This is a genomic window from Nocardia sp. NPDC052316 (assembly GCF_044547795.1).
In the GTDB taxonomy this organism is placed as follows: domain Bacteria; phylum Actinomycetota; class Actinomycetes; order Mycobacteriales; family Mycobacteriaceae; genus Nocardia.
In genome coordinates, this window is record NZ_JBIUBB010000006.1 from 706,062 (window position 1) to 726,729 (window position 20,668).

Consider the following 20,668-nt stretch of genomic DNA (forward strand, 5'->3'; position numbering starts at 1 on the left):
CCGGTGACGACGGGTCTGCTTCAGCTACCTCCACAGGTGATGGCCGCGGGCGGGACCAGATCGATCAGATACGCCAATACCGGTTCATCGATGCACGAGTTGCCTTGCAACGCGGCGCCGTGCACGAAACCGGTGTTGGTGATCAACGTGGCGCCGAGGTATTCGGCCAGGTTGCGCCCGCCTGCGTAGGGAGTGGCCGGATCGCCGGTCGTCGCAACGACCACGGTCTTCGGCAAGCCGGGTACCACCGGCACATGGGGTTGTGAGGAAGGCGGTACCGGCCAGAAAGCGCAAAGGTCCAACGGTGCCTGACCGGTGCCGGGTCCGTCGAAGAAGGCCGGCGCGGCTTCGCGGGCTCGGCGGTCGGCGGCAGCGGTGGCGGCGCGATCGGTATGCCGAATGCCATCGAGGCACTTCACCGCGTTGTGCAGATCGGTGTCGACACCGCCGGCCAGCTTGTCCGCAACGGTCAGCAAGGTGTCACCGCGTCCCTGCGCCAACTCGGCCAGGCCCTTGGTGAGCACCGGCCATGTCTGTTCGCTGTACAACAGCGTGGTCACCGCGTCGAGCGCGTCAGGGTAGGCGAGCCCCCGTGGATCCGCCGTTGCGGCAGGGCGTTCGATCAGGGGATCGAGCAGGTTGCGGAGTCCGGCAGTCGCGGCCTCGCCGAGCGGGCAGTTCGGGTGTTCGGTGCAGTCGGCGGCGTAGGCCTCGAATGCTCGCTGGAAGCCCCGCACGCTGTATTCCGGATCGAGAAAGTCCGCAGCAGGATCCATGGCCGCATCCAGGACCATTGCGCGCACCCGGTTCGGAAACATCTCTGCGATGGCTGTGCCGAGCTTGCTGCCGTAGGAGCCACCGAAGTAGGTCAGCTTCTCGTCACCGAGCACGGCGCGGATGACATCGAAATCGCGGGCAACCTCGCTGGTTCCGACGTGGCCGAGCAATTCGAGGCCGGTGCGTTGCACACACTTCGCGACATAATCGGCGTTCTCCCCCTCGGTCTGTGCGATACCCATGGGCGAGTTGTCGACATCGAGATCTTGTCGTTGTGCCTGAAATTCGTTGGGAGTCAGGCACTCGACCTTCGGGGTCGATGCGCCGAGTCCGCGCACGTCGACACCGATGACATCGAACCGTTGTGCCAACGCGGACTTTTCGGCCAGCCGGCGCGGAAAAGCCAGTCCTGGAATGCCCGGTCCGCCCGGATTGGTCAGCACCGAGGCGACACGTGCGCCGCTGGCCCGCAGTCGCGAGATCGCTATCCGAGCGGTAGGTCCGTCGGGCCTGTCGTAATCGATGGGCACGATGACGCGCGCACACTCGATCCCCGCGGCACTCAACCCCGCACCGCCCGCATACTCGTCGCACGAACCCCACGCCGGCGACTGCTGGTAGAACCGGTCCAACTCCGGATGCGAGGCGGCGTGGACCGCACCGCCACCGGCGGCGAAGAGCAGCGCGGTGACGACACCAACCCGAATCGAAGCCCGTGCCGCTCGGCTACTCCCGCTGGGCCAGTTGAACATCCATACCCCTGTCGACTCGACCGCTCCGCAATTCCGCAGGCACGACACCGAAACCAGTCACGCCAGAAACATATTCGTCGCGCGGCGACCGCTGGATGAGTGCGGACTCACGATCGATGAAGGCCGGTGCCAGGTGTTGGCAGGCGCCAGTCAGAGTGCGTGCGAACGGCAAAGGCCGTCCGCATCTTTCGATGCGGACGGCCTTCGAGTGCCAGGGAAGGTCAGCGGGCGAACAGGAGTGCGCGCTTGACTTCTTGGATGGCCTTGGTGACCTCGATGCCGCGCGGGCAGGCGTCGGTGCAGTTGAAGGTGGTGCGGCAGCGCCAGACACCTTCGACGTCGTTGAGGATGTCGAGGCGTTCGCGGGCGCCTTCGTCGCGGCTGTCGAAGATGAAGCGGTGTGCGTTCACGATCGCGGCAGGGCCGAAGTAGCTGCCGTCGCTCCAGTACACGGGGCAGGAGGTGGTGCAGCAGGCGCACAGGATGCACTTGGTGGTGTCGTCGAAGCGGGCGCGGTCGGCCTGGCTCTGGATGCGCTCGCGGGTCGGCTCGTTACCCGAGGTCATCAGGTACGGCTTCACGGCACGGAACGCGTCGAAGAACGGCTCCATGTTCACCACGAGGTCCTTCTCCACGGGCAGTCCGCGGATCGGCTCGACGGAGATGGTGATGGACTTGCCGCCCTTGGGCAGCATGTCCTTCATCAGCACCTTGCAGGCCAGCCGGTTGACGCCGTTGATCCGCATCGCGTCGGAGCCACACACACCGTGCGCGCAGGAGCGCCGGAAGGTGAGCGTGCCGTCCAGGTAGGACTTGATGTAGATGAGCACGTTGAGGAAACGGTCGGTCGGCAGGACCGGCACCTGGAACGACTCCCAGTGCGCGCCCTTGTCGTCCTCCGGATTGAATCGGGCGACCTTGACGGTGATCATCACCGAGCCCTCGGGGACCGGCGCGGGCTTGGCCGGGGGTGTCTTCTCGAGTGCGGCAGTCATCAGTACTTACGCTCCATCGGCTCGTAACGGGTCTGCACCACCGGCTTGAAGTCGAGGCGGATATCCGAGATGAGATCCGGGCTCTCCTTGTAGGCCATCGTGTGCCGCATGAAGTTCACGTCGTCGCGGTCCGGGTAGTCCTCGCGGGCGTGGCCGCCTCGCGATTCCTTACGGTTGAGCGCACCGACGACGGTGACCTCGGCCAGCTCGAGCAGGAAGCCGAGCTCGACGGCCTCGAGCAGGTCGCTGTTGTAGCGCTTGCCCTTGTCCTGCACCGTGATCCGGCTGTAGCGCTCCTTGAGCACGTGGATATCGGTGAGGGCTTGCTTCAGGGTGTCCTCGGTGCGGAACACGGCGGCGTTCATGTCCATCGTGTACTGCAGCTCGGTGCGGATGTCGGCGACCCGCTCGTTGCCGTGGTCGGACAGGATCAGCGCGAGCCAGTCCTGCACCATCCGCGCCGGATTCTCCGGCATCTCCACGAACTCGGTGCGGTGCGCGTACTCGGCGGCGGCGATACCCGCGCGGCGGCCGAACACGTTGATGTCGAGCAGCGAGTTGGTGCCGAGGCGGTTGGAGCCGTGCACCGAGACGCACGCGCACTCGCCGGCCGCGTAGAGGCCGGGCACCACGTCGGTGTTGTTGCGCAGCACCTCACCGCGGATCTTGGTGGGGATGCCGCCCATCACGTAGTGGCAGGTCGGCATGACCGGGACCAGCTCGGTCACCGGGTCGACACCGAGGTATGTGCGGGCGAACTCGGTGATGTCGGGCAGTTTCTCCTCGAGCACGTCCGCGCCGAGGTGGGTCACGTCGATGTAGACGTAGTCCTTGTTCGGTCCGGCGCCGCGGCCCTCGAGCACCTCGAGCACCATCGAGCGGGCGACGATGTCACGCGGCGCGAGGTCCTTGATGGTCGGGGCGTAGCGCTCCATGAACCGCTCGCCGCTGGCGTTGCGCAGGATGCCGCCCTCGCCGCGGACGGCCTCGGAGATGAGGATGCCGAGTCCGGCCAGGCCGGTCGGGTGGAACTGGTGGAACTCCATGTCCTCCAGCGGCAGACCCTTGCGGAACACGATCGCCATGCCGTCACCGGTCAGCGTGTGCGCGTTCGAGGTGGTCTTGTACATCCGGCCCGAGCCGCCGGTGGCGAACACGATCGACTTCGCGTGGAAGACGTGGATGTCGCCGGTGGCCAGCTCGTAGGCGACGATGCCGGTCGCGACCTGGCCGCGGTCGGTCTCGCTCATCACCAGGTCGAGCACGTAGAACTCGTTGAAGAACTCCACGTCGTGCTTGACGCAGTTCTGGTAGAGCGTCTGCAGGATCATGTGGCCGGTGCGGTCGGCGGCGTAACACGCGCGGCGCACCGGCGCCTTGCCGTGGTCGCGGGTGTGTCCACCGAAGCGGCGCTGGTCGATCTTGCCCTCGGGCGTCCGGTTGAACGGCAGACCCATCTTCTCCAGGTCCATCACCGCGTCGATGGCCTCCTTGGCCATGATCTCCGCGGCATCCTGGTCGACCAGGTAGTCGCCACCCTTGACGGTGTCGAAGGTGTGCCATTCCCAGTTGTCTTCTTCGACATTCGCCAGTGCGGCGCACATGCCACCCTGCGCCGCGCCGGTGTGGCTGCGGGTCGGGTAGAGCTTGGTCAGGACGGCGGTGCGCGCCCGGGGCCCTGCCTCGATCGCCGCGCGCATGCCGGCGCCACCGGCACCGACGATCACGACGTCGTAGCGATGCTCCTGAATCCGCGATTCACTCATGCCTGCACCTCGCTCCGCTCAGTTCCGGCATGTGTGAAACACGCTGTGTCGATGATTCGTTCGCTGCGCTCACTCATGGGAAGTGGCCTGTTCCTAACTGATGTTGGGGTCGAAGGTGAAGATGACGTAGGTGCCGACGGCCAGGATCAGGATCATCGAGATGGCCAGCAGCGTGTTCAGCCAGAAACGTGTCGAGTCCTTGCGGGAGTAGTCCGCGATCACCGTGCGCAGGCCGTTGCCGCCGTGCAGCTGGGCCAGCCAGAGCATCGACAGGTCCCACAGTTGCCAGAACGGGCTGGCCCAGCGGCCCGCGACGAAGCCGAAGTTGAGCCGCTTCACGCCGCCGTCGAGCAGCAGCATGATCGACATATGGCCGAGCACCAGAATGATCAGCAGCAGGCCGGAGAAGCGCATGAACAGCCACGCGTACTTCTCGAAGTTGTTGTTCGCGCGGGCACGAGGCGAGCGCGGCGAGTCGAGACTGGCCGGCCTGTCGTAGGACTTACCGAGAACAGGTGCGCTCATGTCAGTGCTCCGTGAACAAGTAGAAGAACATGCGCCCGATCGCGGGCGCGGCCACCACGAACACCACCGCGAGAACGACCCAGAGCATCACGCGCTGGTACTTCGGGCCCTTGGCCCAGAAGTCGATCAGGATCACGCGGACGCCGTTGAAACCGTGGAACAGGACGCAGACGACCAGTCCCATTTCCATCAGCGCGACGATGGGGCTCTTGTAGGTCTCGATGGCCCGGTTGTAGGTGTCCGGGCTGACCCGGACCAGCGCGGTATCCAAAACGTGCACGAAGAGGAAGAAGAAGATGGTGACACCGGTGATCCGGTGCAGCGCCCAGGACCACATGCCAGGGTCGCCTCGGTACAGCGTCTTCCGCTTCGGCTGTGCCGGAGCTTCTATCGTGGTCATAGAGTGCGGTGCCTCCAACGTCGTTGATGGACCCGGTTCATTGATCCGAGGCCGGCTGCGTTGGGCGCAAATGCCCAGGTGGCTGCGCTGCGGCCCGCTGCCGGGAACCTGAACCGATCTGTTCTGGACTCTAATCCTCTAGGTTTGCCGGAACTAATTCGGCGTGCCGTGCGTTGCGCTACAGTCTGGCGGGTTAGGTTTACCTTTCTTGATGCGTGAAGGGTTCCGGCGAGGGCCTTACACGGCCTGGTTCGGCTTGCTCCAGAAGAGGTTCCCGATGTCGCAAATCGACTGGAAATCCCTGCACGACAACGCGATTCAAGTTATGCGCAACGCCTATGCGCCGTACTCGCGGTTTCCGGTCGGTGCGGCGGCTCTCAGCACCGACGGCCGAATTGTGAGCGGTTGCAATGTGGAAAATGTCTCATATGGATTGGGCCTGTGTGCCGAATGTGTACTCGTGGGTAACTTGCATTCGGGCGGAGGTGGCCGCTTGCTCGCCATCTCGGTCACCGATTCCCGCGGCGAAATTCTGATGCCCTGCGGACGCTGCCGCCAGCTCCTCTACGAACACGGCGGGCCCGACCTCCTGGTCGACCACAAGGACGGACCCGTTCCGCTCAGCGCCTTACTGCCCCATGCCTTCGGCCCCGACGACCTGGACGCCGGTCAGCTGTGACCGGGGTCGACTTCAGCAGTCCGCGTCGAGTGCCGCGTCGATCTCGGCCTCGGTAGCGTCGGCCAGCGGCGGGAACTGGATCGGGGGAATCCCCAACCGCTCCATGATCAGGGTGAAAGCTCGACCAACGCTGTTGGCGTGGTCGATCAGCCTGCCGGTCTCGATCCGACAGCCCGCCGCACTTCTGGTGAGCTTGTAGAGCGACTCGCCGTGGGTGTCCTCGATGTCGGTAACCCGTGTCTCCAGCATCGCCACGCGGCGTTCGATGTGTACGGATGTCATCGTCGGCTCAGCAGTCCGCGTCGATCTCGGCTGCAGTGGCGGTGGTGAGCTCCGCTACGCGGTTCGACGGGATGCCGATGTGCTCCAAGAGAAGCGCGAAGCTGCGTTTTTGGACGATCTTGACTTCGGAGACCTCCCGCTTCAGCTCGTAGAGTGCGTCGCCGTGCGTTTCCTCGATGTCGGCCACCCGCGCTTCGAGCTTCCCCACACGCCGGTCGATGTGTACGGATGTCATTGATGCCCCCTAGCCCCTCGAAAGATTGATGCGGTGAGGCTATCGAACCGCACCGACAAGAACCAGACTTGGTTGCGTTCTCATGCCAGACTGGCGAATGTGACGGCTCTGGACGCGGTTTCGATTATCACGACCAAGCGGGACGGCGGTGAGCTGTCGGACGCGCAGATCGACTGGGTGGTCGATGGATTCACTCGGGGGGCGGTGGCCGACGAGCAGATGTCGGCGCTGGCGATGGCGATCGTGTGGCGCGGGATGACGCGGCGGGAGACGGCGCGCTGGACCAGCGCGATGATCGCGTCGGGCAGTCGGCTGGACTTCACCGATCTGCCGCGCCCGACCGTCGACAAGCACTCGACCGGCGGGGTGGGGGACAAGATCACGCTGCCGCTGGCGCCGCTGGTCGCGGCCTGCGGCGCCGCGGTTCCGCAGCTGTCCGGGCGCGGGCTCGGGCACACCGGCGGCACGCTGGACAAGCTGGAGGCCATCCAGGGTTGGCAGGCCGACGTCTCGGTGCCGCGCATGCGCGAGATCCTCGCCGACCCCGCGGTGGGTGCGGTGGTGTGCGCGGCGGGTGCCGATCTCGCCCCGGCCGACAAGCGGCTCTACGCCCTGCGCGACGTCACCGGCACGGTCGAATCCATCCCGCTGATCGCCAGCTCCATCATGAGCAAGAAGATCGCCGAGGGCACTGCGGCACTGGTGCTGGATGTGAAGGTCGGCGCGGGCGCCTTCCTGAAAACGCTCGGCGGCGCCCGCGAATTGGCCACGGCCATGGTCGAATTGGGTACCGACGCGGGGGTGCGGACGGTGGCGCTGCTGACCGCGATGGACACCCCGCTCGGCCGCACCGCGGGCAACGCCCTCGAGGTCGCCGAGTCGGTCGAGGTGCTGGCCGGCGGCGGACCCGCCGACATCGTCGAGCTCACCATCACGCTGGCCCGCGAGATGGTCGCCCTCGCAGGCCTGGACACCGACCCCGCCGACGTGCTCGCCGACGGCCGGGCGATGGACCAGTGGCGCGCGATGGTCCGCGCCCAGGGCGGTGACCCGGACGCACCGCTGCCGACGGCGCGGCACACCGAGGTCGTGCGTGCCGAGCGCGATGGCGTACTGACCCGCCTCGATGCCATGGGTGTCGGCGTCGCCGCGTGGCGTCTCGGTGCGGGCCGGGCCCGCCAGGGCGATCCGGTTCAGGCCGGCGCCGGTATCGAAATGCACGTCAAGCCAGGCGATTCGGTGACTGCGGGCCAGCCCTTGCTGACGTTGCACACCGATACCCCGGAGGCTTTCCCCGGTGCTCTGGCCGCGTTGCAGGATGCTTTCGACGTTGGCGAGTCCGCCGAAAAGCCTTCCACCCCATTGATACTCGGCCGCATCGACGCCTGATCTTTCCGCGGTATGCGAAGTAGCTTGCTGTGCGGTGCTTCTCGTAGCCGCTGATCACGGATCGCTCCCGGAGCGTGGGCCGTACCCGTGGAGCGCGAGCCAGTGCGACTGATTTCACCCGGGTAGCGGCGCGTGTGCTGTGCCGCACACCAGGGCATAGCGCGGTCGACGGGGCGAAACGGGTGTCCGGTACGGGGTGGCTGGGCAACGAGATGGTTGCCACTTCGGCAGTCTGGTGCCGTTCCGGCGCGGTGCGGCTACCGTCGTTACATGACTGGACCGACCGCATTGACCCTTGCCTCGATCCGCCAGGCGCCAAAAGCGCTGCTGCACGACCACCTCGACGGTGGTCTACGGCCTGCCACGGTGCTGGAGCTGGCCGCCGAGTGCGGTTATGAGGACCTACCCGCCAACGATGAGGTAGCACTTGCCAACTGGTTCCGGGACGCGGCCGACAGCGGTTCGCTGGAGCTGTACCTGGAGACCTTCGCGCACACCGTCGCCGTCATGCAGACGCCGGAGGGCCTACGCCGTGTTGCCCGGGAATGCGCGGAGGACCTGTCCGCCGACGGTGTGGTGTACGCCGAGGTGCGATTCGCCCCCGAACAGCACTTGGAACGGGGACTGACGCTGGACGAGGTGGTCGAACACACCCTGGCCGGTTTCCGCGAGGGAGAGGCGGCGGCCGCGGCGGCGGGACGGCCGATCGTGGTCACCTGCCTGCTCACCGCCATGCGGCACGCGGCGCGCTCGCGGGAGATCGCCGAGCTCACCGTGCGCTTCCGCGACCAGGGTGTCGGCGGCTTCGACATCGCGGGCGCGGAGGCGGGGTACCCGCCGAGCAGGCACCTGGATGCCTTCGAATACATGCGAGCCAACAGTGCGCACTTCACGATTCACGCGGGCGAGGCGTTCGGTTTGCCGTCGATCCACGAGGCGCTGGCGTTCTGCGGTTGCGACCGGCTCGGCCACGGCGTGCGGATCACAGACGACATCAGCGTGCCGGGTGCGATCGAGGACGCGCGCCTGGGCCTCGTCGCGAATTACGTGCGCGACATGCGTATTCCGCTCGAGTTGTGTCCGTCGTCGAACGTGCAGACCGGCGCGGTGCCCTCACTGGACAAGCACCCGTTCGACCTGCTGGCCCGGTTGCGCTTCCGCGTCACGGTGAACACCGACAACCGTTTGATGAGCGACACCACCATGAGCCAGGAAATGCTCAAGCTCGCCGATACCTTCGGCTACGGCTGGACGGATCTGGAGCGCTTCACCATCAATGCGATGAAGTCGGCGTTCATCCCGTTCCCGGAGCGGCTGCGGATCATCGACGACATCATCAAGCCCGGTTACGCGGTGCTGCTCGGATAGCCGAGGGGCGCAACGAATCCCGTCCCCGTACGCGGGGAACTGATGGCGTATTCGCTCGGGTGCTGCCGCCATCGGTTTCCCGCAGGCCGGCCAGTGCGACCGTTTCCGGTTCTGGTCGCGATGGGGGCGAGTGGGTGCCGGTTCGCTGGTTCGCTAGCGTGGCTGACCATGGCGACATTGCGGATCCCCAGTCGGTTCAACGGCCCGCCCGGCTCCGGAAACGGCGGCTACGTGGGCGGGCTGCTGGCCGAGCGGCACGAGGGTGCCGCGGTCACGGTGATCCTGCGCAGCCCGCCGCCGCTGGACACCCCGCTCGAAGTGCGGGCGGGGGAGTTGTACGACGGCGACACCTTGCTCGCGGAGTCCCGGGTTGGCGAATTCGACCGGGACACACCGCAATCCGTGCCGTTCGCGATCGCAGCCGAGGCGGCGAGCTCGTACCAGAGCAACGAGATGTTCGCGTCCTGCTTCGTCTGCGGCAGCGGCCGCACGGACGGGCTGCGCATCGAGGCGGGCGCGGTCGGTGACGGCCGGGTGGCCGCACCGTGGATCCCCGACGACTCGCTCCCGCTGGGCCATGCCGTCCTGTGGGCGGCGATGGACTGCCCCGGCGGCTGGTCACTGCCCGACATGTTCGACCGCCCCGCCCTGCTCGGCTCCATGACCGCCGCTGTGCACGATCTCCCCGAGGTCGGCGAGAAGTGCGTCGTCGTCGGCGAGAGCCACGGCGAACAGGGCCGCAAAGCCTTCTCCTCCACGGCCGTCTACGGCTCCGACAACCGGCTACTCGGCCGCGCCGAACAGATCTGGATCCGCCTGAAGTGAGACCCAGCGCAACTGTGGTAGCCAGCGCAACTGCGGTAGTTCGACGCGCCTGACCCGGCGCGCGCCTACTACTGCGGGTTCAGCCGGGACTCGAAGTTGCGCTCCAGTTCCCGCCAGGACTGCGCCTCCGCGGCGAACGGCGGGTTGGGCGCCATCCGGTTGGGGTCCGGGTTGAGCAGGTACGAGACGTACCAGCCGAGCGGATTGGACTGGGCCAGTGCCTGCTCCACGACATCGTCGCCCGCGTAGTCGGAGGCGTCGGTGAACAGTTCGACCGCGAGGTCGAGCTGTTCGATGTCGACGGCCTCCGGTCCTTCGGCGAGGTCGTCGGCGAGGCCGGGCAGCACGTAGACATTTTCGTCGCTGACCTCGACCTCGAGCGAACCGTCCACCGCGGCCGTCTGCACGTCGGCGAAGGTGCTGACCCTGGCGAGGTCGTGTTCGTGGTCGTCGGCCAGGTACCTGGCCAGCGCGCGCTCGGAGTTGAACACCGTGATGGCGTTGTCGGAGCCGAGGAAGATCGGCTCGTCGTCGAGGTAACAGCGCAGCGTGAAGTAGGTGGCGTCGGAGGTGATGATCTTGACCGGGTCGATGCCGACCTCGTGCCAGAACGTCTCGTCCTCGTCGTCTTCGTCCTCGTCCGCGTCGAGGTCGACGGGTTCGAACTCGTCTTCCTCGTTGTCCGCGGCGTCGTCGGCGTCGACCACGTTCTCCTCGGCGGCCAGCAGTTCGGCCTCGGCGACGGCGACGGCTTCCGCGTCGACCTCGGGGGTGTGCACGACGGAGTCGATGGCGTCGAGGACGCTGTCCCAGCCCTTGGCGATGGCGGTGCCGATCTGGTCCCACAGTTCTTCGCCGTCGCGGCCGACGAAGGCGTTCACGCCGCCCGGCAGCGCGCCGAGTACCGGGTGCGACCCGAAGAACTTGGTCACCGTCTCCAGCTCGCACACCTCGCCGATGTTGCGGACCATGCTGAGGGTGTCTTCGAGCTCGGCGATGGTGTCCACGTCGGGCTCGCCCGCGGCCAGTTCGGGCACCGCGACCAGATCGAAGGAGAAATTCTCCTCCGGCTCCAGCTCGACCGCCGACAGCGCGACGACGACCTTCCACGCCGGATGCTCGACGAGGTCGTTGTCGGAGTTGGTCCGGATGAACGCGGCCAGCTCCGCAACGGTCTCGAAACCGTAGAGGGCGTCCTCGTGTCCGAGGAACGCCTCCCACTCGTCGTCACCGTCTCGCCAGCGCGGTGCCCACAGGGTGACGAGATCGCCGTCGGTCAGGCCGAGCTCGATCGGGACGATGTCTCCAGAAGCCATGAGCGGAAGCCTATCGACCTTCCGCGTCAGGCACTATCCGGCCCGCCCCCAACGGTTCCTTGGGCGTCGTTCGCCGCGGGAACGAATGACTCGTTCAGTGTCGCAACGACCTTCGAGCGCTGGTTGCCCGCGTCCTCCGCGGCCTGCCTGCAAGCCCAGACGATCAGCTGTCCGACCTCGGCGGGCGGCAGCGAGGTGACCGTCTCGGCGAGGCTCAACGCGACGAGCGCGCCGTCGCTGTCGACCTCGACGGTGACCGTGCCGTCCTCGGTGGTGTGGCGCCCGCGCACCTGCTTGAGGCCGTACAGCGCGGCCTCGAGTGCTTCCAGCTTCTGCGTCGCATTGGCGACCAGCGCGTCCATCTCCGCGCTCATCGCTGCGCCTCGCCGGTGCTCGGCTCCGCCACGCGCATGCTCATTGTTCGCTGGCTCCGCTCACTCATACCGGCCTCATCCACGTGGTTGGTCCGGTGTCCGCGTCGTCGATCCGGTCCAGCTCGTCCACCGCCGCCTGGCGGGTGGGCAGGCCGAGCCGGTCCAGGATGTCGGCGGGCATGCCCGCCTCGGCGAGCAGCTCGCGCCTGCGCGCCTTCGCGGCGACCGTGGAGCGCTTGTTGAGCCGCAGGATCTCGTTCGCGAGAGATTGTGCGCCGTAACGGTATTCGCTGCGCTCGAACTTGATCTCCACCGGCATGCCCTGATCGGTGGCCCGCACCGAGATGGTGCCCGACCGATTCGTGCTGCTCGCGACGGTGACGTTGGGAACCTGCGGTTGAGTCATGATGTCGGCCTGTAGAAGCCGTAGAAGCCCATCCCTGAGTTCTCCGTTCGAATCGAGCTGATCTGGACCGGGTCGCCTGCCTCGACGAATTGTCCGTTGCCGATCACCATCGCGACGTGGCCATCCCAGATGGCCAGATCGCCGGGCATCAGGTCGCCGGGGGAGACCGAGGTGCCGGTGGCCTGCTCGGCGGCCAGGCGCGGCAGTTCCACGCCCGCCTCGCCGTAGGCGAATTTGGTGAGCCCGCTGCAATCCAGGCCTGCGCCGGGGGTGTTGCCGCCCCACACGTACGGCGTGCCGACCGCGCTGATCGCCGAGCGCACCGCGGTCGCGGCCTTCTCGTTCGGCGCCTCCACGGTGCTGCCGTCGGGCAGCGTGATCTTCACGCCGGTGCCGTCGGGCATGCCCGAGGAGCCGGTGTCGGGTTTGGGTGTGCCCGAGGGGCTCGGGGTGGTGGACTTGGTGCCGACCGTCGTCGAGTTGGTGGTCGAGGGCATCGCGGTGCTCATCAGGCTGCTCGCCATCGAACCGACACCGCTCAGCGCGCTGGTGGCGGTCGAAGCCAGCTGCTGCGCGCTCGCGGCGGAGGTGGCCGTGCCCGCGAGCGACGGGGTGGGCGGCGGCGGGGTGAGTTCGGACATCGACGCGGTGTGCGTGCCGAGCTCGTTCTGCACCCGCCCGACCACATTGAGTGCCTGGCCGAGATGGTCGATCGCGGAGCCGACGATCATCGTCAGCCCCGCGGGGGTGGCCAGGGCCGGGCCCGCGCTGGCCGCGGTGTTCACGAACGACTGGGCAATGCCTGCGAGGTCCTTCTGGCCCGTCTCGACCTCGGCCGCGGCCTGATTCACCACGGTTGCCATCTCGTTGCCACGGTCGGAGATGGTGGCGGCGGAGGTCTGCACCCGCAGCGCCTTCGAGGTGGCGGCGTCGGCGGCCTGGCCGTCCCACGCGCTGTTCATGCCGTTGATGCTGTCGCGGCCCATCTGATGGATCTGGTCCACCACGCTCGACGTGCTGCGCAGCGCGTCGGAGGGGCCGCCGGTGGGCAATACGCCGGAGCCGAAGCTGGAGAGCAGGTCGAATATCGGCTTGGCCAGTGCGTTGATATCGATCACAGGCTCAGCCGTCCAATTCGGTGGCCACGGTCCGCAGCGCTCCCGCGTTGTTCAGGTCGGTCTCGGTGAGCACCGTCGCCGCGCCGGTGGCCGCGCCACCCATGCTGGCGAGTACCGCCGACAGCTGGCCGATCGAGGCGACATGTCCGGCGTGCGCGGCGGCATAGGCGGCCATGAAATCACCACCGATCAACCCCATGATCGGGCCGAGCAGCGCGGGCTCGGCCGCCGCGGCACTGGCACCGGCCGTGGCCATCTCCCCGGCCATCACATGGGCGGTCGCGCCGTAGGCTGCGATGCCCTCGGTGTCCGCCGACATCTTCCGCATCAGAGCTTCCCCCATCTGTTGTTCCCAGGCAGAGTACGTCATTCACTTGGTTCGACGCGCCCTCTTCCCGTTCGGTTCCCACCGATCCGAAAAAACTTTCGGGTAGAGCGTCGGCGGCGGACCCACCGGTCACTTTATCGTTCCCTCATGCGCACTCACACCGTGGACCATCCGCTCGCCGCCGCTCTGTTGACCACGATGCGAGACGAGCGCACCGACAACTCCGCCTTCCGCGCCGCGCTGCGCGATCTCACCAGGATCCTCATCTACGAGGCGCTGCGGGACGCGCCGGTGCGGCGGTTCGAGATCAGCACGCCGGTGGCGGCGACCGAGGGCGCGCGACTGGCGCAACCGCCGCTGCTGGTGCCGGTGCTGCGGGCGGGCCTCGGCATGGTCGACGTGGCGGCCGAGCTGATCCCGGACGCCAGAATCGGATTCGTCGGCATCGCCCGCGACGAGCAGACCCATCAGCCCGTCCCGTATATGGAATCGCTGCCCGCCGACCTGGCCGGACTCCCGGTCTACGTGCTCGATCCGATGCTGGCCACCGGCGGCTCGATGCGGCACACCCTCGAACTCCTGGTCGCCCGCGGCGCCACCGACATCACCGCGGTCTGCGTCGTCGCGGCACCGGAAGGGGTTGCGGCACTGACCGATTCGGGCCATCCGGTGCGCCTGGTCACGGCCGCCGTCGACGCGGGCCTGAACGAGCATGCCTACATCGTCCCCGGCCTCGGCGACGCGGGCGATCGCCAGTTCGGCCCGCGCTAGGCCGCCGGTAGTACCCGCGCGCGACGGCGCCGGGCGGCGGCCCGGCCCCGCGCCCGGAGCTCACCCGTCTTGGGCTCGGGTGAACAGCTCGAGGTGGAAGCAGTCCTTGCATCGAAAGGCATCGACCAGCCAGTGCGCGCGGCCGGTCCGCTTCGCGCCCCAGAAGCCGATCTCCAACGGCCCTTCGACCCAGCGGGCATGGCCGCGTGAACTGTCGCCGGAGTCCTCGATGAAGCCGGGCATCATGGCCTCGCTGCCGCAGTGGGTACAGTGCATCGCCGTCATCATCTGATGATGACGGCTGGGTCACAGCCCCCGGCAGTAATCGCGTAATGCGGAAAGGTGTTGTCCCGCAGTTGTCCTGGCAGCGGGCAGTTCGGCAGGCGCGGAGACCGGGGTGACCACCTCGAGATAGCACTTGAGTTTCGGCTCGGTGCCCGACGGCCGGATCACGATGCGTGCGCCGCCGCCCTCGAAAACGAGGGCGTCCGTGCGCATGCGGCCGCGCACCTGGAGCTGGTCGGTGTATTTGACCGGCTCGCCTGCGATCTGGTCCGGCGGGTTCGCGCGCAGCCGGGCGACCACGTCCGCCGCGGCCGCCGCCGAATCCAGCCGCAGCGACACCTGATCGGTGCTGTGCAGGCCGAATTCCAGGGCGTAGTCGTCGAGTTGATCGGTCAGGGTGCGGCCCGCCGACTTCAGCCGGGCGACCAGATCCGCGGTCAGCACGGCGGCGGAGATGCCGTCCTTGTCGCGCACCGTCGCCGGGTCGACGCAGTGGCCGATCGCCTCCTCGTAGGCGTAGACCAGGCCGTCGCCCGCGCGGGCCAGCCACTTGAAGCCGGTGAGGGTCTCGGCGTAGCGGGCGCCGCGGGCCGTGGCGAGTCTGGACAGCAGCCGCGACGACACGATCGTGGTGGCCACCAGCGCCTCCGGCGGTGCGGTGCGCAGCACGCAGTCGCCGAGCAGCACGCCGGTCTCGTCACCGCGCAACATTCGCCAGGTGTTGTCCGGCAGCGGAACTCCGACGGCACAGCGGTCCGCGTCGGGGTCGACCGCGATCGCGATGTCCGCGCCGACCCTGGCGGCGAGGGCGAGCAGCAAGTCGGTGGCGCCGGGCTCCTCCGGGTTCGGGAAGGCGACCGTCGGGAAGTCCGGGTCGGGCTCGAACTGCTCCTCGACCACGTGCACGTCGGTGAATCCCGCTGCGGCGAGCGCCTGCACCACCAGGTGGCCACCGACCCCGTGCAGCGGCGTGAGCGCGATCCGGATCGCCGACCGCGCACCCGCGCCGCCGAGCACCGAGGGCAGCGACGACACCCGGTTCAGGTAGCGCTGCACGATGTCGTCGTCGGCCGGGGTGACCGGGGTGCGGGCCACGGGTTCGGTGACCGCGTCGATGCACTTCTCGATCTCGGTGTCCGCGGGGGCCAGCAGCTGCGAGCCGCCGTCGAGGTAGACCTTGTAGCCGTTGTCGGTGGCCGGATTGTGCGACGCGGTGATCTGCACGCCCGCGACCGCACCGAGCTCGCGCACCGCGTACGCGACCACCGGCGTCGGCAGCGGACCGGGCAGCAAGGTCACCGGAAAGCCCGCAGCGGCAAAGATTTCCGCCGTCGCGGTGGCGAATTCGGCGGAGCCGTGCCGCGCGTCGCGCCCGACGACCACCGCGCCGCCGCCGAGACACCGCCCGCGCAGCCACTCGACGAGTCCGGCGGTGGCCCTGGTCACCGTCGTCACGTTCATGCCGTCCGGGCCGTCCTGCAGCGGGCCGCGCAGGCCCGCGGTGCCGAAGCGCAGCATCTACACCCGTTCCAGCACGCCGCGCAGCAGCTTGCCCAATCGCGGTGCGGCCGCGTGACCTTCGGCCAGCACCTCGGCGTGCGACAGATGCCCGCCGGTGACGCCGGCCGCCAGGTTGGTGACCAGCGAGATGCCGAGCACCCGGGCGCCGAGCGCGCGACACGCGATCGCCTCCAGCACCGTCGACATACCGACCAGGTCTGCGCCCATGGTGCGCAGCATCCGGATCTCGGCCGGGGTCTCGTACTGCGGCCCGGTCAGGCCCGCGTACACCCCCTCGGTCAGCGTGGGGTCGACTTCTTTGGCCAGGGCGCGCAATTCGGGATCCCACGCGTCGACGAGATCGACGAAGGTGGCACCGGTCAGCGGGGTGCGGGCGGTGAGGTTCAGGTGATCGTTGATCAGCACCGGCTCGCCGACCCGCAGACCATCGCGGATACCGCCCGCGGCGTTGGTGAGCAGCACGATCTCGGCGCCCGCCGCGACGGCCGCGGCGACCGGGTGCACCACGTCGGCGGGCTGGTAGCCCTCGTACAGGTGCTGGCGGCCCATCAGCAGCAGCGTGGGTGTGGCACCGACGGCGACGGAATGGACCATGCCCACGTGCCCCTGCGCGCTCGGCGTCCCGAAGCCGGGCAGCTCCGGCATCGGCACGGACGCGACGGGGGTGCCGATCTCCGCGGCCGCCTCCTGCCAACCCGAGCCGAGCACCACCGCAACCCGGTGACGCGGCACTCCAGTACGTTCGGCGATCGCCTCGGCGGCCTGTTCGGCAAGCATGATCGTCACGATAGTCGGCTCGACACGCCCTCGCGGGTGCGCTCGGACAACCCGCAGGTCGAGCGCGACGGCGGCTCGGCGCCCGGCGGCGGTGGGTCCACGCGAGGCGATCTACCACGGGCCGGACGCACGCGATTGTCGAACCGCCGCCGTGCCACCGCGTCGCGCCGGTTGCTCGGGAGGTGCGAAGCCGTGCGGGCCGGGGTCGGCCGCACACCGCGGCTAGGCCGAATTCCGGTCGCGCTCCGCGATAGCTACCCGCGAGTAGGAGTGGTGCCGGGTGCCGGATATTCTGCACCCATGCCGTATCTGGAACGTGAAGGGGAAGTGTTCGTCCTGTACCTCGGAAACGAGGGACAGACCGACAGCGAGAACCGCTTTCACCCGGACTGGATCGACGAGTTCCACGCCGTGCTGGACAAGGTCGAGAGCTCCGAGGGCCCCGCCGCGCTGGTCACCGTGGCGACCGGCAAGTTCTACACCAACGGCCTCGACACCGACTGGCTGTTCGCCAACCTGCAGAAGTCGCACGGCTACCTGGATCGTGTGCACTCGCTCTACACCCGTTTGCTGACGTTCCCGATGCCGACGGTCGCCGCGATCAACGGCCACGCCTTCGGTGCGGGCGCCATGCTCGCCACCTCGCACGACTTCCGGGTGATGCGCGCCGATCGCGGTTTCTACTGCCTGCCCGAGGTGCACCTCGGCATGCCGTTCACCGTGGGCATGAACGCCCTGCTCACCCAGCGGTTGTCCAATCAGGTCTGCGTGCAGGCGATGACCACCGGCTACCGCTACCCGGCCGACGAGGCGATCGCCGCGGGCATCGTGGACGGCAAGGCCGACGCGGAGTCGTTGCTGGCGACCGCGGTGGCCAAGGCCGCGGCACTGGCGAGCAATCGCAAGCCGAACCTGCCGGTGATCAAGCGCGCGCTGCACGCCGAGGCGCTGGCGGGTCTTGCCGTGCCGACCACGCCGGAGAACTTGGCGTTCGCCACCGGATAGCCGAGCGGCCGGCGGACACGGCTGTGTCCGCTCGGCGGAACGCGCGGTACTGAACTGCGGGAACGCCACGGCGACCCGCTGCGTCGGGCTCGACCGAACCGGCACGACTTCGCTCGGTTTGCGGCGCAGTGCAACACTGTGTTCCATGCCACCACCGCGCAGCGGGCACCAGGAATCGCGCAGCGACTACGACGTCGCGCGCGCCGATGCCATGCAGCTGTCGGACGCGGCGATCAAGGCCGCGGTCGACCAGCTGATCGATCTTTCGCACTCGATCCACGCCGAGCCGGAGCTCGCGTTCGAGGAGACGCGCAGCGTCGCCAAGACCATCGCGCCGCTCGTCGAGCGCGGCTTCGAGGTGGAAACCGGCGTTGCCGAGTTACCGACCGCGTTTCGCGCGAGCTTCGGCAGCGGAGCGCTGACCGTCGGCATCTGCGCGGAGTACGACGCCCTGCCGGGGATGGGGCATGCCTGCGGGCACAACATCATCGCGGCCTCGTCGGTCGGTGCCGCGCTCGGCCTCGCCGAGGTGGCCGATGAGCTGGGACTGACCGTGCTTGTGCTCGGCACGCCCGCCGAGGAGAGCGGCGGCGGCAAGGTGCTGATGCTGGAGCGCGGCGTCTTCGACGACGTGGCGATGGCGATGATGGTGCATCCCGGCCCGCTCGACATCGTCGGCGCGCGCTCGCTGGCGATGGCCGATCTGGCCATCACCTTCCACGGCCGCGAGGCGCACGCCAGCGCCGCGCCGGAACTCGGCCGCAACGCGGGCGACGCGGTCACCGTCACGCAGGTAGCTCTTGGATTGCTGAGGCAGCATCTCCAGCCTGGCCAGCAACTCCACGGTATAGTCGGCGATGGTGGCGTAGCCCCGAACATCGTGCCCGGACGTGCGGAACTGCTGTATTACCTACGCGCAGTCGACTCCGTATCTCTCGACAATCTGATGCAACGAGCGTCAGCGTGTTTCGAAGCCGGAGCCCTTGCGACCGGCTGCACCCAGGAAATCCGGACTGTCGCGCCGACATATACCGAGCTGACGCCCGATCCGGCGTTACTGTTTGCCTACCGCGAGCAGATAACCCGATTGGGGCGAGTGCCGATCGCACCCGAGCTCGAGGCACAGCGGCCGCTCGGAAGCACGGACATGGGCAACGTCACCAATGTCATTCCTGGCATCCATCCGGTTATCGGAATTGATGCCGGTGGTGCGGTGACGCACCAGCCGGATTTCGCCGCGGCGAGCGTCAACGCCTCGGCGGATCGTGCGGTGGTCGATGGTGCGCTTGCTCTCGCGCGTACCGCGATCACCGCTGCCGGCGATGAAGAACACAGGGACAGGTTGTTGCAACGGCTCGTTCAACGACAGGAGGAATTTCAGGTGAGGGAGCGTAGCGAGCGAACCGGGGACACAGGGTGCCCAGGGCGCACGGTGGAGCCGAGCGATAGCGAGGCGCAGCCGTGAGCACTACCGGCCGTTCGGCGGAGCGGGCGACGGGCACGGACACGGGTGCGTGCGCACTCGTGGAGGGCCCGGACCTCGTCGCATTGTCGAACACCGTGGGGACGGGGTTGGGATCGGTCGAGGGCTGGCTGGCCGAGCACGCGGTCGACCTCGTCCAGTGGCGGCGGCACATCCACGCCAACCCGGAACTTTCCCGCACCGAGTTCGCTACCACCGAGTTCATCTCCTCCTGGCTGATCAAGGCGGGCCTCACCCCGCAGCCGCTGCCCGGCGGCACCGGCCTCATCTGTGACATCGGGCCGGAGGGCCCGCGCATCGGCCTGCGCGCCGACATGGACGCGCTGCCGCTGCAGGAGTTCACCGGCCTGAGCTTCGCCTCCACCGTGCCCGGCGTCTCGCACGCCTGCGGGCACGACGCGCACACCACGATCCTGCTCGGCACGGCGCTCGCGCTGGCCGAGGTGCCCCAGCTGCCGGTCGGCGTGCGCCTGGTCTTCCAGCCCGCCGAGGAGGTCATGCCCGGCGGCGCGATCGACGTGGTCGCCACCGGCGCGATGGAGGGTGTGGAGCGGATCTTCGCGCTGCACTGCGATCCGCGCCTGGAGGTGGGCCGGGTCGGCATCCGGGTCGGCGCGATCACCTCGGCCGCCGACACCGTCGAACTGGTGCTGGACTCACCGGGCGGGCACACGTCGCGCCCGCATCTGACCAGCGATCTGGTCTACGCCATCGGCACCGTGATCACCGGCCTGCCCGGCCTGCTCAGCCGCCGCATCGACCCGCGCACCAGCACCGTGATGGTGTGGGGTGCGGTCAGTGCGGGCAAGGCGCCCAACGCGATTCCGCAGACCGGCATGCTCACCGGCACCGTGCGCACCGGCGACCACGCGACCTGGTCGCTGCTCGAGCCGATGGTGCGCGAGATCGTCGACGGTCTGCTCGCCCCCACGGGGGTGCGGTACCAGCTGAACTACCGTCGCGGCGTGCCGCCGGTGGTCAACGACGAACAGTCCACCCGGATGTTCGAGGACGCGATCCGCAAGCTCGGTCCGGACGCGCTGGCCGACACCATGCAATCCGGTGGCGGCGAAGACTTCTCGTGGTACCTGGAAGAGGTGCCCGGCGCGATGGCGCGCCTCGGCGTCTGGTCCGGGCACGGCGAGCAACTGGATCTGCACCAGCCGACGTTCGATCTCGACGAGCGGGCGCTCGCGGTCGGCGTGCGGGTGCTGACCAATATCGTGCTCAACGCACGCTGAGCTGAGCGATACCGCGACGTGGTCGGCCACCGGGCCGGCCACGTCGTCTC

23 protein-coding genes are annotated in these 20,668 nt (G+C 68.1%); 8 read left to right on the plus strand and 15 right to left on the minus strand.

What is annotated here, in order from left to right:
• Window positions 1-20 precede the first annotated feature (20 nt).
• From ACIHA7_RS30830 to sdhC, 5 genes are all read right to left on the minus strand, one after another.
• The gene (locus ACIHA7_RS30830) at window positions 21-1,529 is read right to left on the minus strand and encodes an alpha/beta hydrolase (protein WP_397294403.1); all 1,509 of its coding nucleotides are present in this window, start codon (window positions 1,527-1,529) and stop codon (window positions 21-23) included.
• A gap of 221 nt (window positions 1,530-1,750) precedes the next feature.
• Window positions 1,751-2,524 (minus strand): succinate dehydrogenase iron-sulfur subunit, encoded by a 774-nt coding sequence (locus ACIHA7_RS30835; protein ID WP_397294404.1) that lies wholly within the window; start codon window positions 2,522-2,524, stop codon window positions 1,751-1,753.
• Complete coding sequence (gene sdhA / locus ACIHA7_RS30840) at window positions 2,524-4,275, minus strand: succinate dehydrogenase flavoprotein subunit (RefSeq protein WP_397294576.1); 1,752 nt, start codon at window positions 4,273-4,275, stop codon at window positions 2,524-2,526. Before sdhA ends, ACIHA7_RS30835 begins: the two co-directional genes overlap by 1 nt.
• Before the next feature lie 108 nt (window positions 4,276-4,383).
• Entirely contained in the window at window positions 4,384-4,815 is a 432-nt protein-coding gene (locus ACIHA7_RS30845) for a succinate dehydrogenase hydrophobic membrane anchor subunit (RefSeq protein WP_107654318.1), read from the minus strand.
• A 1-nt stretch (window position 4,816) separates the two neighbouring features.
• Window positions 4,817-5,215, minus strand: coding sequence for a succinate dehydrogenase, cytochrome b556 subunit (sdhC, locus tag ACIHA7_RS30850; protein ID WP_107654319.1), 399 nt, complete (start codon window positions 5,213-5,215; stop codon window positions 4,817-4,819).
• A 277-nt stretch (window positions 5,216-5,492) separates the two neighbouring features.
• On the opposite strand from sdhC, the gene ACIHA7_RS30855 reads away from it, so the two are divergent.
• Window positions 5,493-5,894, plus strand: coding sequence for a cytidine deaminase (locus ACIHA7_RS30855; RefSeq protein ID WP_397294405.1), 402 nt, complete (start codon window positions 5,493-5,495; stop codon window positions 5,892-5,894).
• A 12-nt stretch (window positions 5,895-5,906) separates the two neighbouring features.
• On the opposite strand, the gene ACIHA7_RS30860 is transcribed toward ACIHA7_RS30855, so the two are convergent.
• The gene (locus ACIHA7_RS30860; RefSeq protein ID WP_397294406.1) at window positions 5,907-6,176 is read right to left on the minus strand and encodes a hypothetical protein; all 270 of its coding nucleotides are present in this window, start codon (window positions 6,174-6,176) and stop codon (window positions 5,907-5,909) included.
• 7 nt (window positions 6,177-6,183) lie between these two features.
• A complete protein-coding gene (locus ACIHA7_RS30865) occupies window positions 6,184-6,411 on the minus strand; it encodes a hypothetical protein (protein WP_397294407.1) in 228 nt (75 codons plus the stop codon).
• A 99-nt stretch (window positions 6,412-6,510) separates the two neighbouring features.
• Between ACIHA7_RS30865 and ACIHA7_RS30870 the strand changes: the two genes are divergently transcribed.
• The 3 genes from ACIHA7_RS30870 (at window position 6,511) to ACIHA7_RS30880 (ending at window position 9,993) form a co-directional block, all read left to right on the plus strand.
• Complete coding sequence (locus ACIHA7_RS30870; RefSeq protein WP_397294408.1) at window positions 6,511-7,800, plus strand: thymidine phosphorylase; 1,290 nt, start codon at window positions 6,511-6,513, stop codon at window positions 7,798-7,800.
• A 270-nt stretch (window positions 7,801-8,070) separates the two neighbouring features.
• Window positions 8,071-9,168 (plus strand): adenosine deaminase, encoded by a 1,098-nt coding sequence (locus ACIHA7_RS30875; RefSeq protein WP_397294410.1) that lies wholly within the window; start codon window positions 8,071-8,073, stop codon window positions 9,166-9,168.
• A 168-nt stretch (window positions 9,169-9,336) separates the two neighbouring features.
• On the plus strand, window positions 9,337-9,993 hold the full coding sequence (locus tag ACIHA7_RS30880; RefSeq protein WP_397294411.1) for a hypothetical protein: 657 nt from the start codon (window positions 9,337-9,339) through the stop codon (window positions 9,991-9,993).
• A 68-nt stretch (window positions 9,994-10,061) separates the two neighbouring features.
• Here ACIHA7_RS30880 and ACIHA7_RS30885 read toward each other — a convergent pair whose 3' ends face one another.
• From ACIHA7_RS30885 to ACIHA7_RS30905, 5 genes are all read right to left on the minus strand, one after another.
• Entirely contained in the window at window positions 10,062-11,309 is a 1,248-nt protein-coding gene (locus ACIHA7_RS30885) for a primosomal protein (RefSeq protein WP_397294412.1), read from the minus strand.
• A gap of 26 nt (window positions 11,310-11,335) precedes the next feature.
• Window positions 11,336-11,683 carry a YbaB/EbfC family nucleoid-associated protein gene (locus ACIHA7_RS30890; protein ID WP_107654326.1) on the minus strand — a complete coding sequence of 116 codons (348 nt, stop codon included), beginning with the start codon at window positions 11,681-11,683 and terminating at the stop codon, window positions 11,336-11,338.
• Window positions 11,684-11,747: 64 nt separating this feature from the next.
• On the minus strand, window positions 11,748-12,089 hold the full coding sequence (locus ACIHA7_RS30895; RefSeq protein ID WP_397294413.1) for a hypothetical protein: 342 nt from the start codon (window positions 12,087-12,089) through the stop codon (window positions 11,748-11,750).
• Window positions 12,086-13,207 carry an NlpC/P60 family protein gene (locus ACIHA7_RS30900; RefSeq protein WP_397294414.1) on the minus strand — a complete coding sequence of 374 codons (1,122 nt, stop codon included), beginning with the start codon at window positions 13,205-13,207 and terminating at the stop codon, window positions 12,086-12,088. Before ACIHA7_RS30900 ends, ACIHA7_RS30895 begins: the two co-directional genes overlap by 4 nt.
• Window positions 13,208-13,211: 4 nt before the next feature.
• Window positions 13,212-13,535 carry a DUF2563 family protein gene (locus tag ACIHA7_RS30905; protein WP_135234957.1) on the minus strand — a complete coding sequence of 108 codons (324 nt, stop codon included), beginning with the start codon at window positions 13,533-13,535 and terminating at the stop codon, window positions 13,212-13,214.
• A gap of 147 nt (window positions 13,536-13,682) precedes the next feature.
• On the opposite strand from ACIHA7_RS30905, the gene upp reads away from it, so the two are divergent.
• Window positions 13,683-14,306: a uracil phosphoribosyltransferase gene (gene upp / locus ACIHA7_RS30910; RefSeq protein WP_397294415.1), complete on the plus strand. Its 624-nt coding sequence runs from the start codon at window positions 13,683-13,685 to the stop codon at window positions 14,304-14,306.
• 60 nt (window positions 14,307-14,366) lie between these two features.
• Here upp and ACIHA7_RS30915 read toward each other — a convergent pair whose 3' ends face one another.
• Genes ACIHA7_RS30915 through ACIHA7_RS30925 form a run of 3 tightly spaced genes read right to left on the minus strand, consistent with a single transcriptional unit; the run spans window position 14,367 to window position 16,889 of the window.
• A complete protein-coding gene (locus ACIHA7_RS30915; protein ID WP_194834199.1) occupies window positions 14,367-14,591 on the minus strand; it encodes a hypothetical protein in 225 nt (74 codons plus the stop codon).
• A gap of 21 nt (window positions 14,592-14,612) precedes the next feature.
• Window positions 14,613-16,109 carry a phospho-sugar mutase gene (locus tag ACIHA7_RS30920; RefSeq protein ID WP_397294416.1) on the minus strand — a complete coding sequence of 499 codons (1,497 nt, stop codon included), beginning with the start codon at window positions 16,107-16,109 and terminating at the stop codon, window positions 14,613-14,615.
• Window positions 16,110-16,889: a purine-nucleoside phosphorylase gene (locus ACIHA7_RS30925; protein ID WP_397294417.1), complete on the minus strand. Its 780-nt coding sequence runs from the start codon at window positions 16,887-16,889 to the stop codon at window positions 16,110-16,112. It abuts the gene before it with no gap.
• 300 nt (window positions 16,890-17,189) lie between these two features.
• Between ACIHA7_RS30925 and ACIHA7_RS30930 the strand changes: the two genes are divergently transcribed.
• From ACIHA7_RS30930 to ACIHA7_RS30940, 3 genes are all read left to right on the plus strand, one after another.
• Window positions 17,190-17,894: an enoyl-CoA hydratase-related protein gene (locus tag ACIHA7_RS30930; RefSeq protein ID WP_397294418.1), complete on the plus strand. Its 705-nt coding sequence runs from the start codon at window positions 17,190-17,192 to the stop codon at window positions 17,892-17,894.
• A gap of 211 nt (window positions 17,895-18,105) precedes the next feature.
• Complete coding sequence (locus ACIHA7_RS30935) at window positions 18,106-19,359, plus strand: M20 family metallopeptidase (RefSeq protein ID WP_397294577.1); 1,254 nt, start codon at window positions 18,106-18,108, stop codon at window positions 19,357-19,359.
• A 107-nt stretch (window positions 19,360-19,466) separates the two neighbouring features.
• Complete coding sequence (locus tag ACIHA7_RS30940; protein WP_397294578.1) at window positions 19,467-20,618, plus strand: M20 family metallopeptidase; 1,152 nt, start codon at window positions 19,467-19,469, stop codon at window positions 20,616-20,618.
• The last annotated feature ends 50 nt before the right edge of the window (window positions 20,619-20,668 follow it).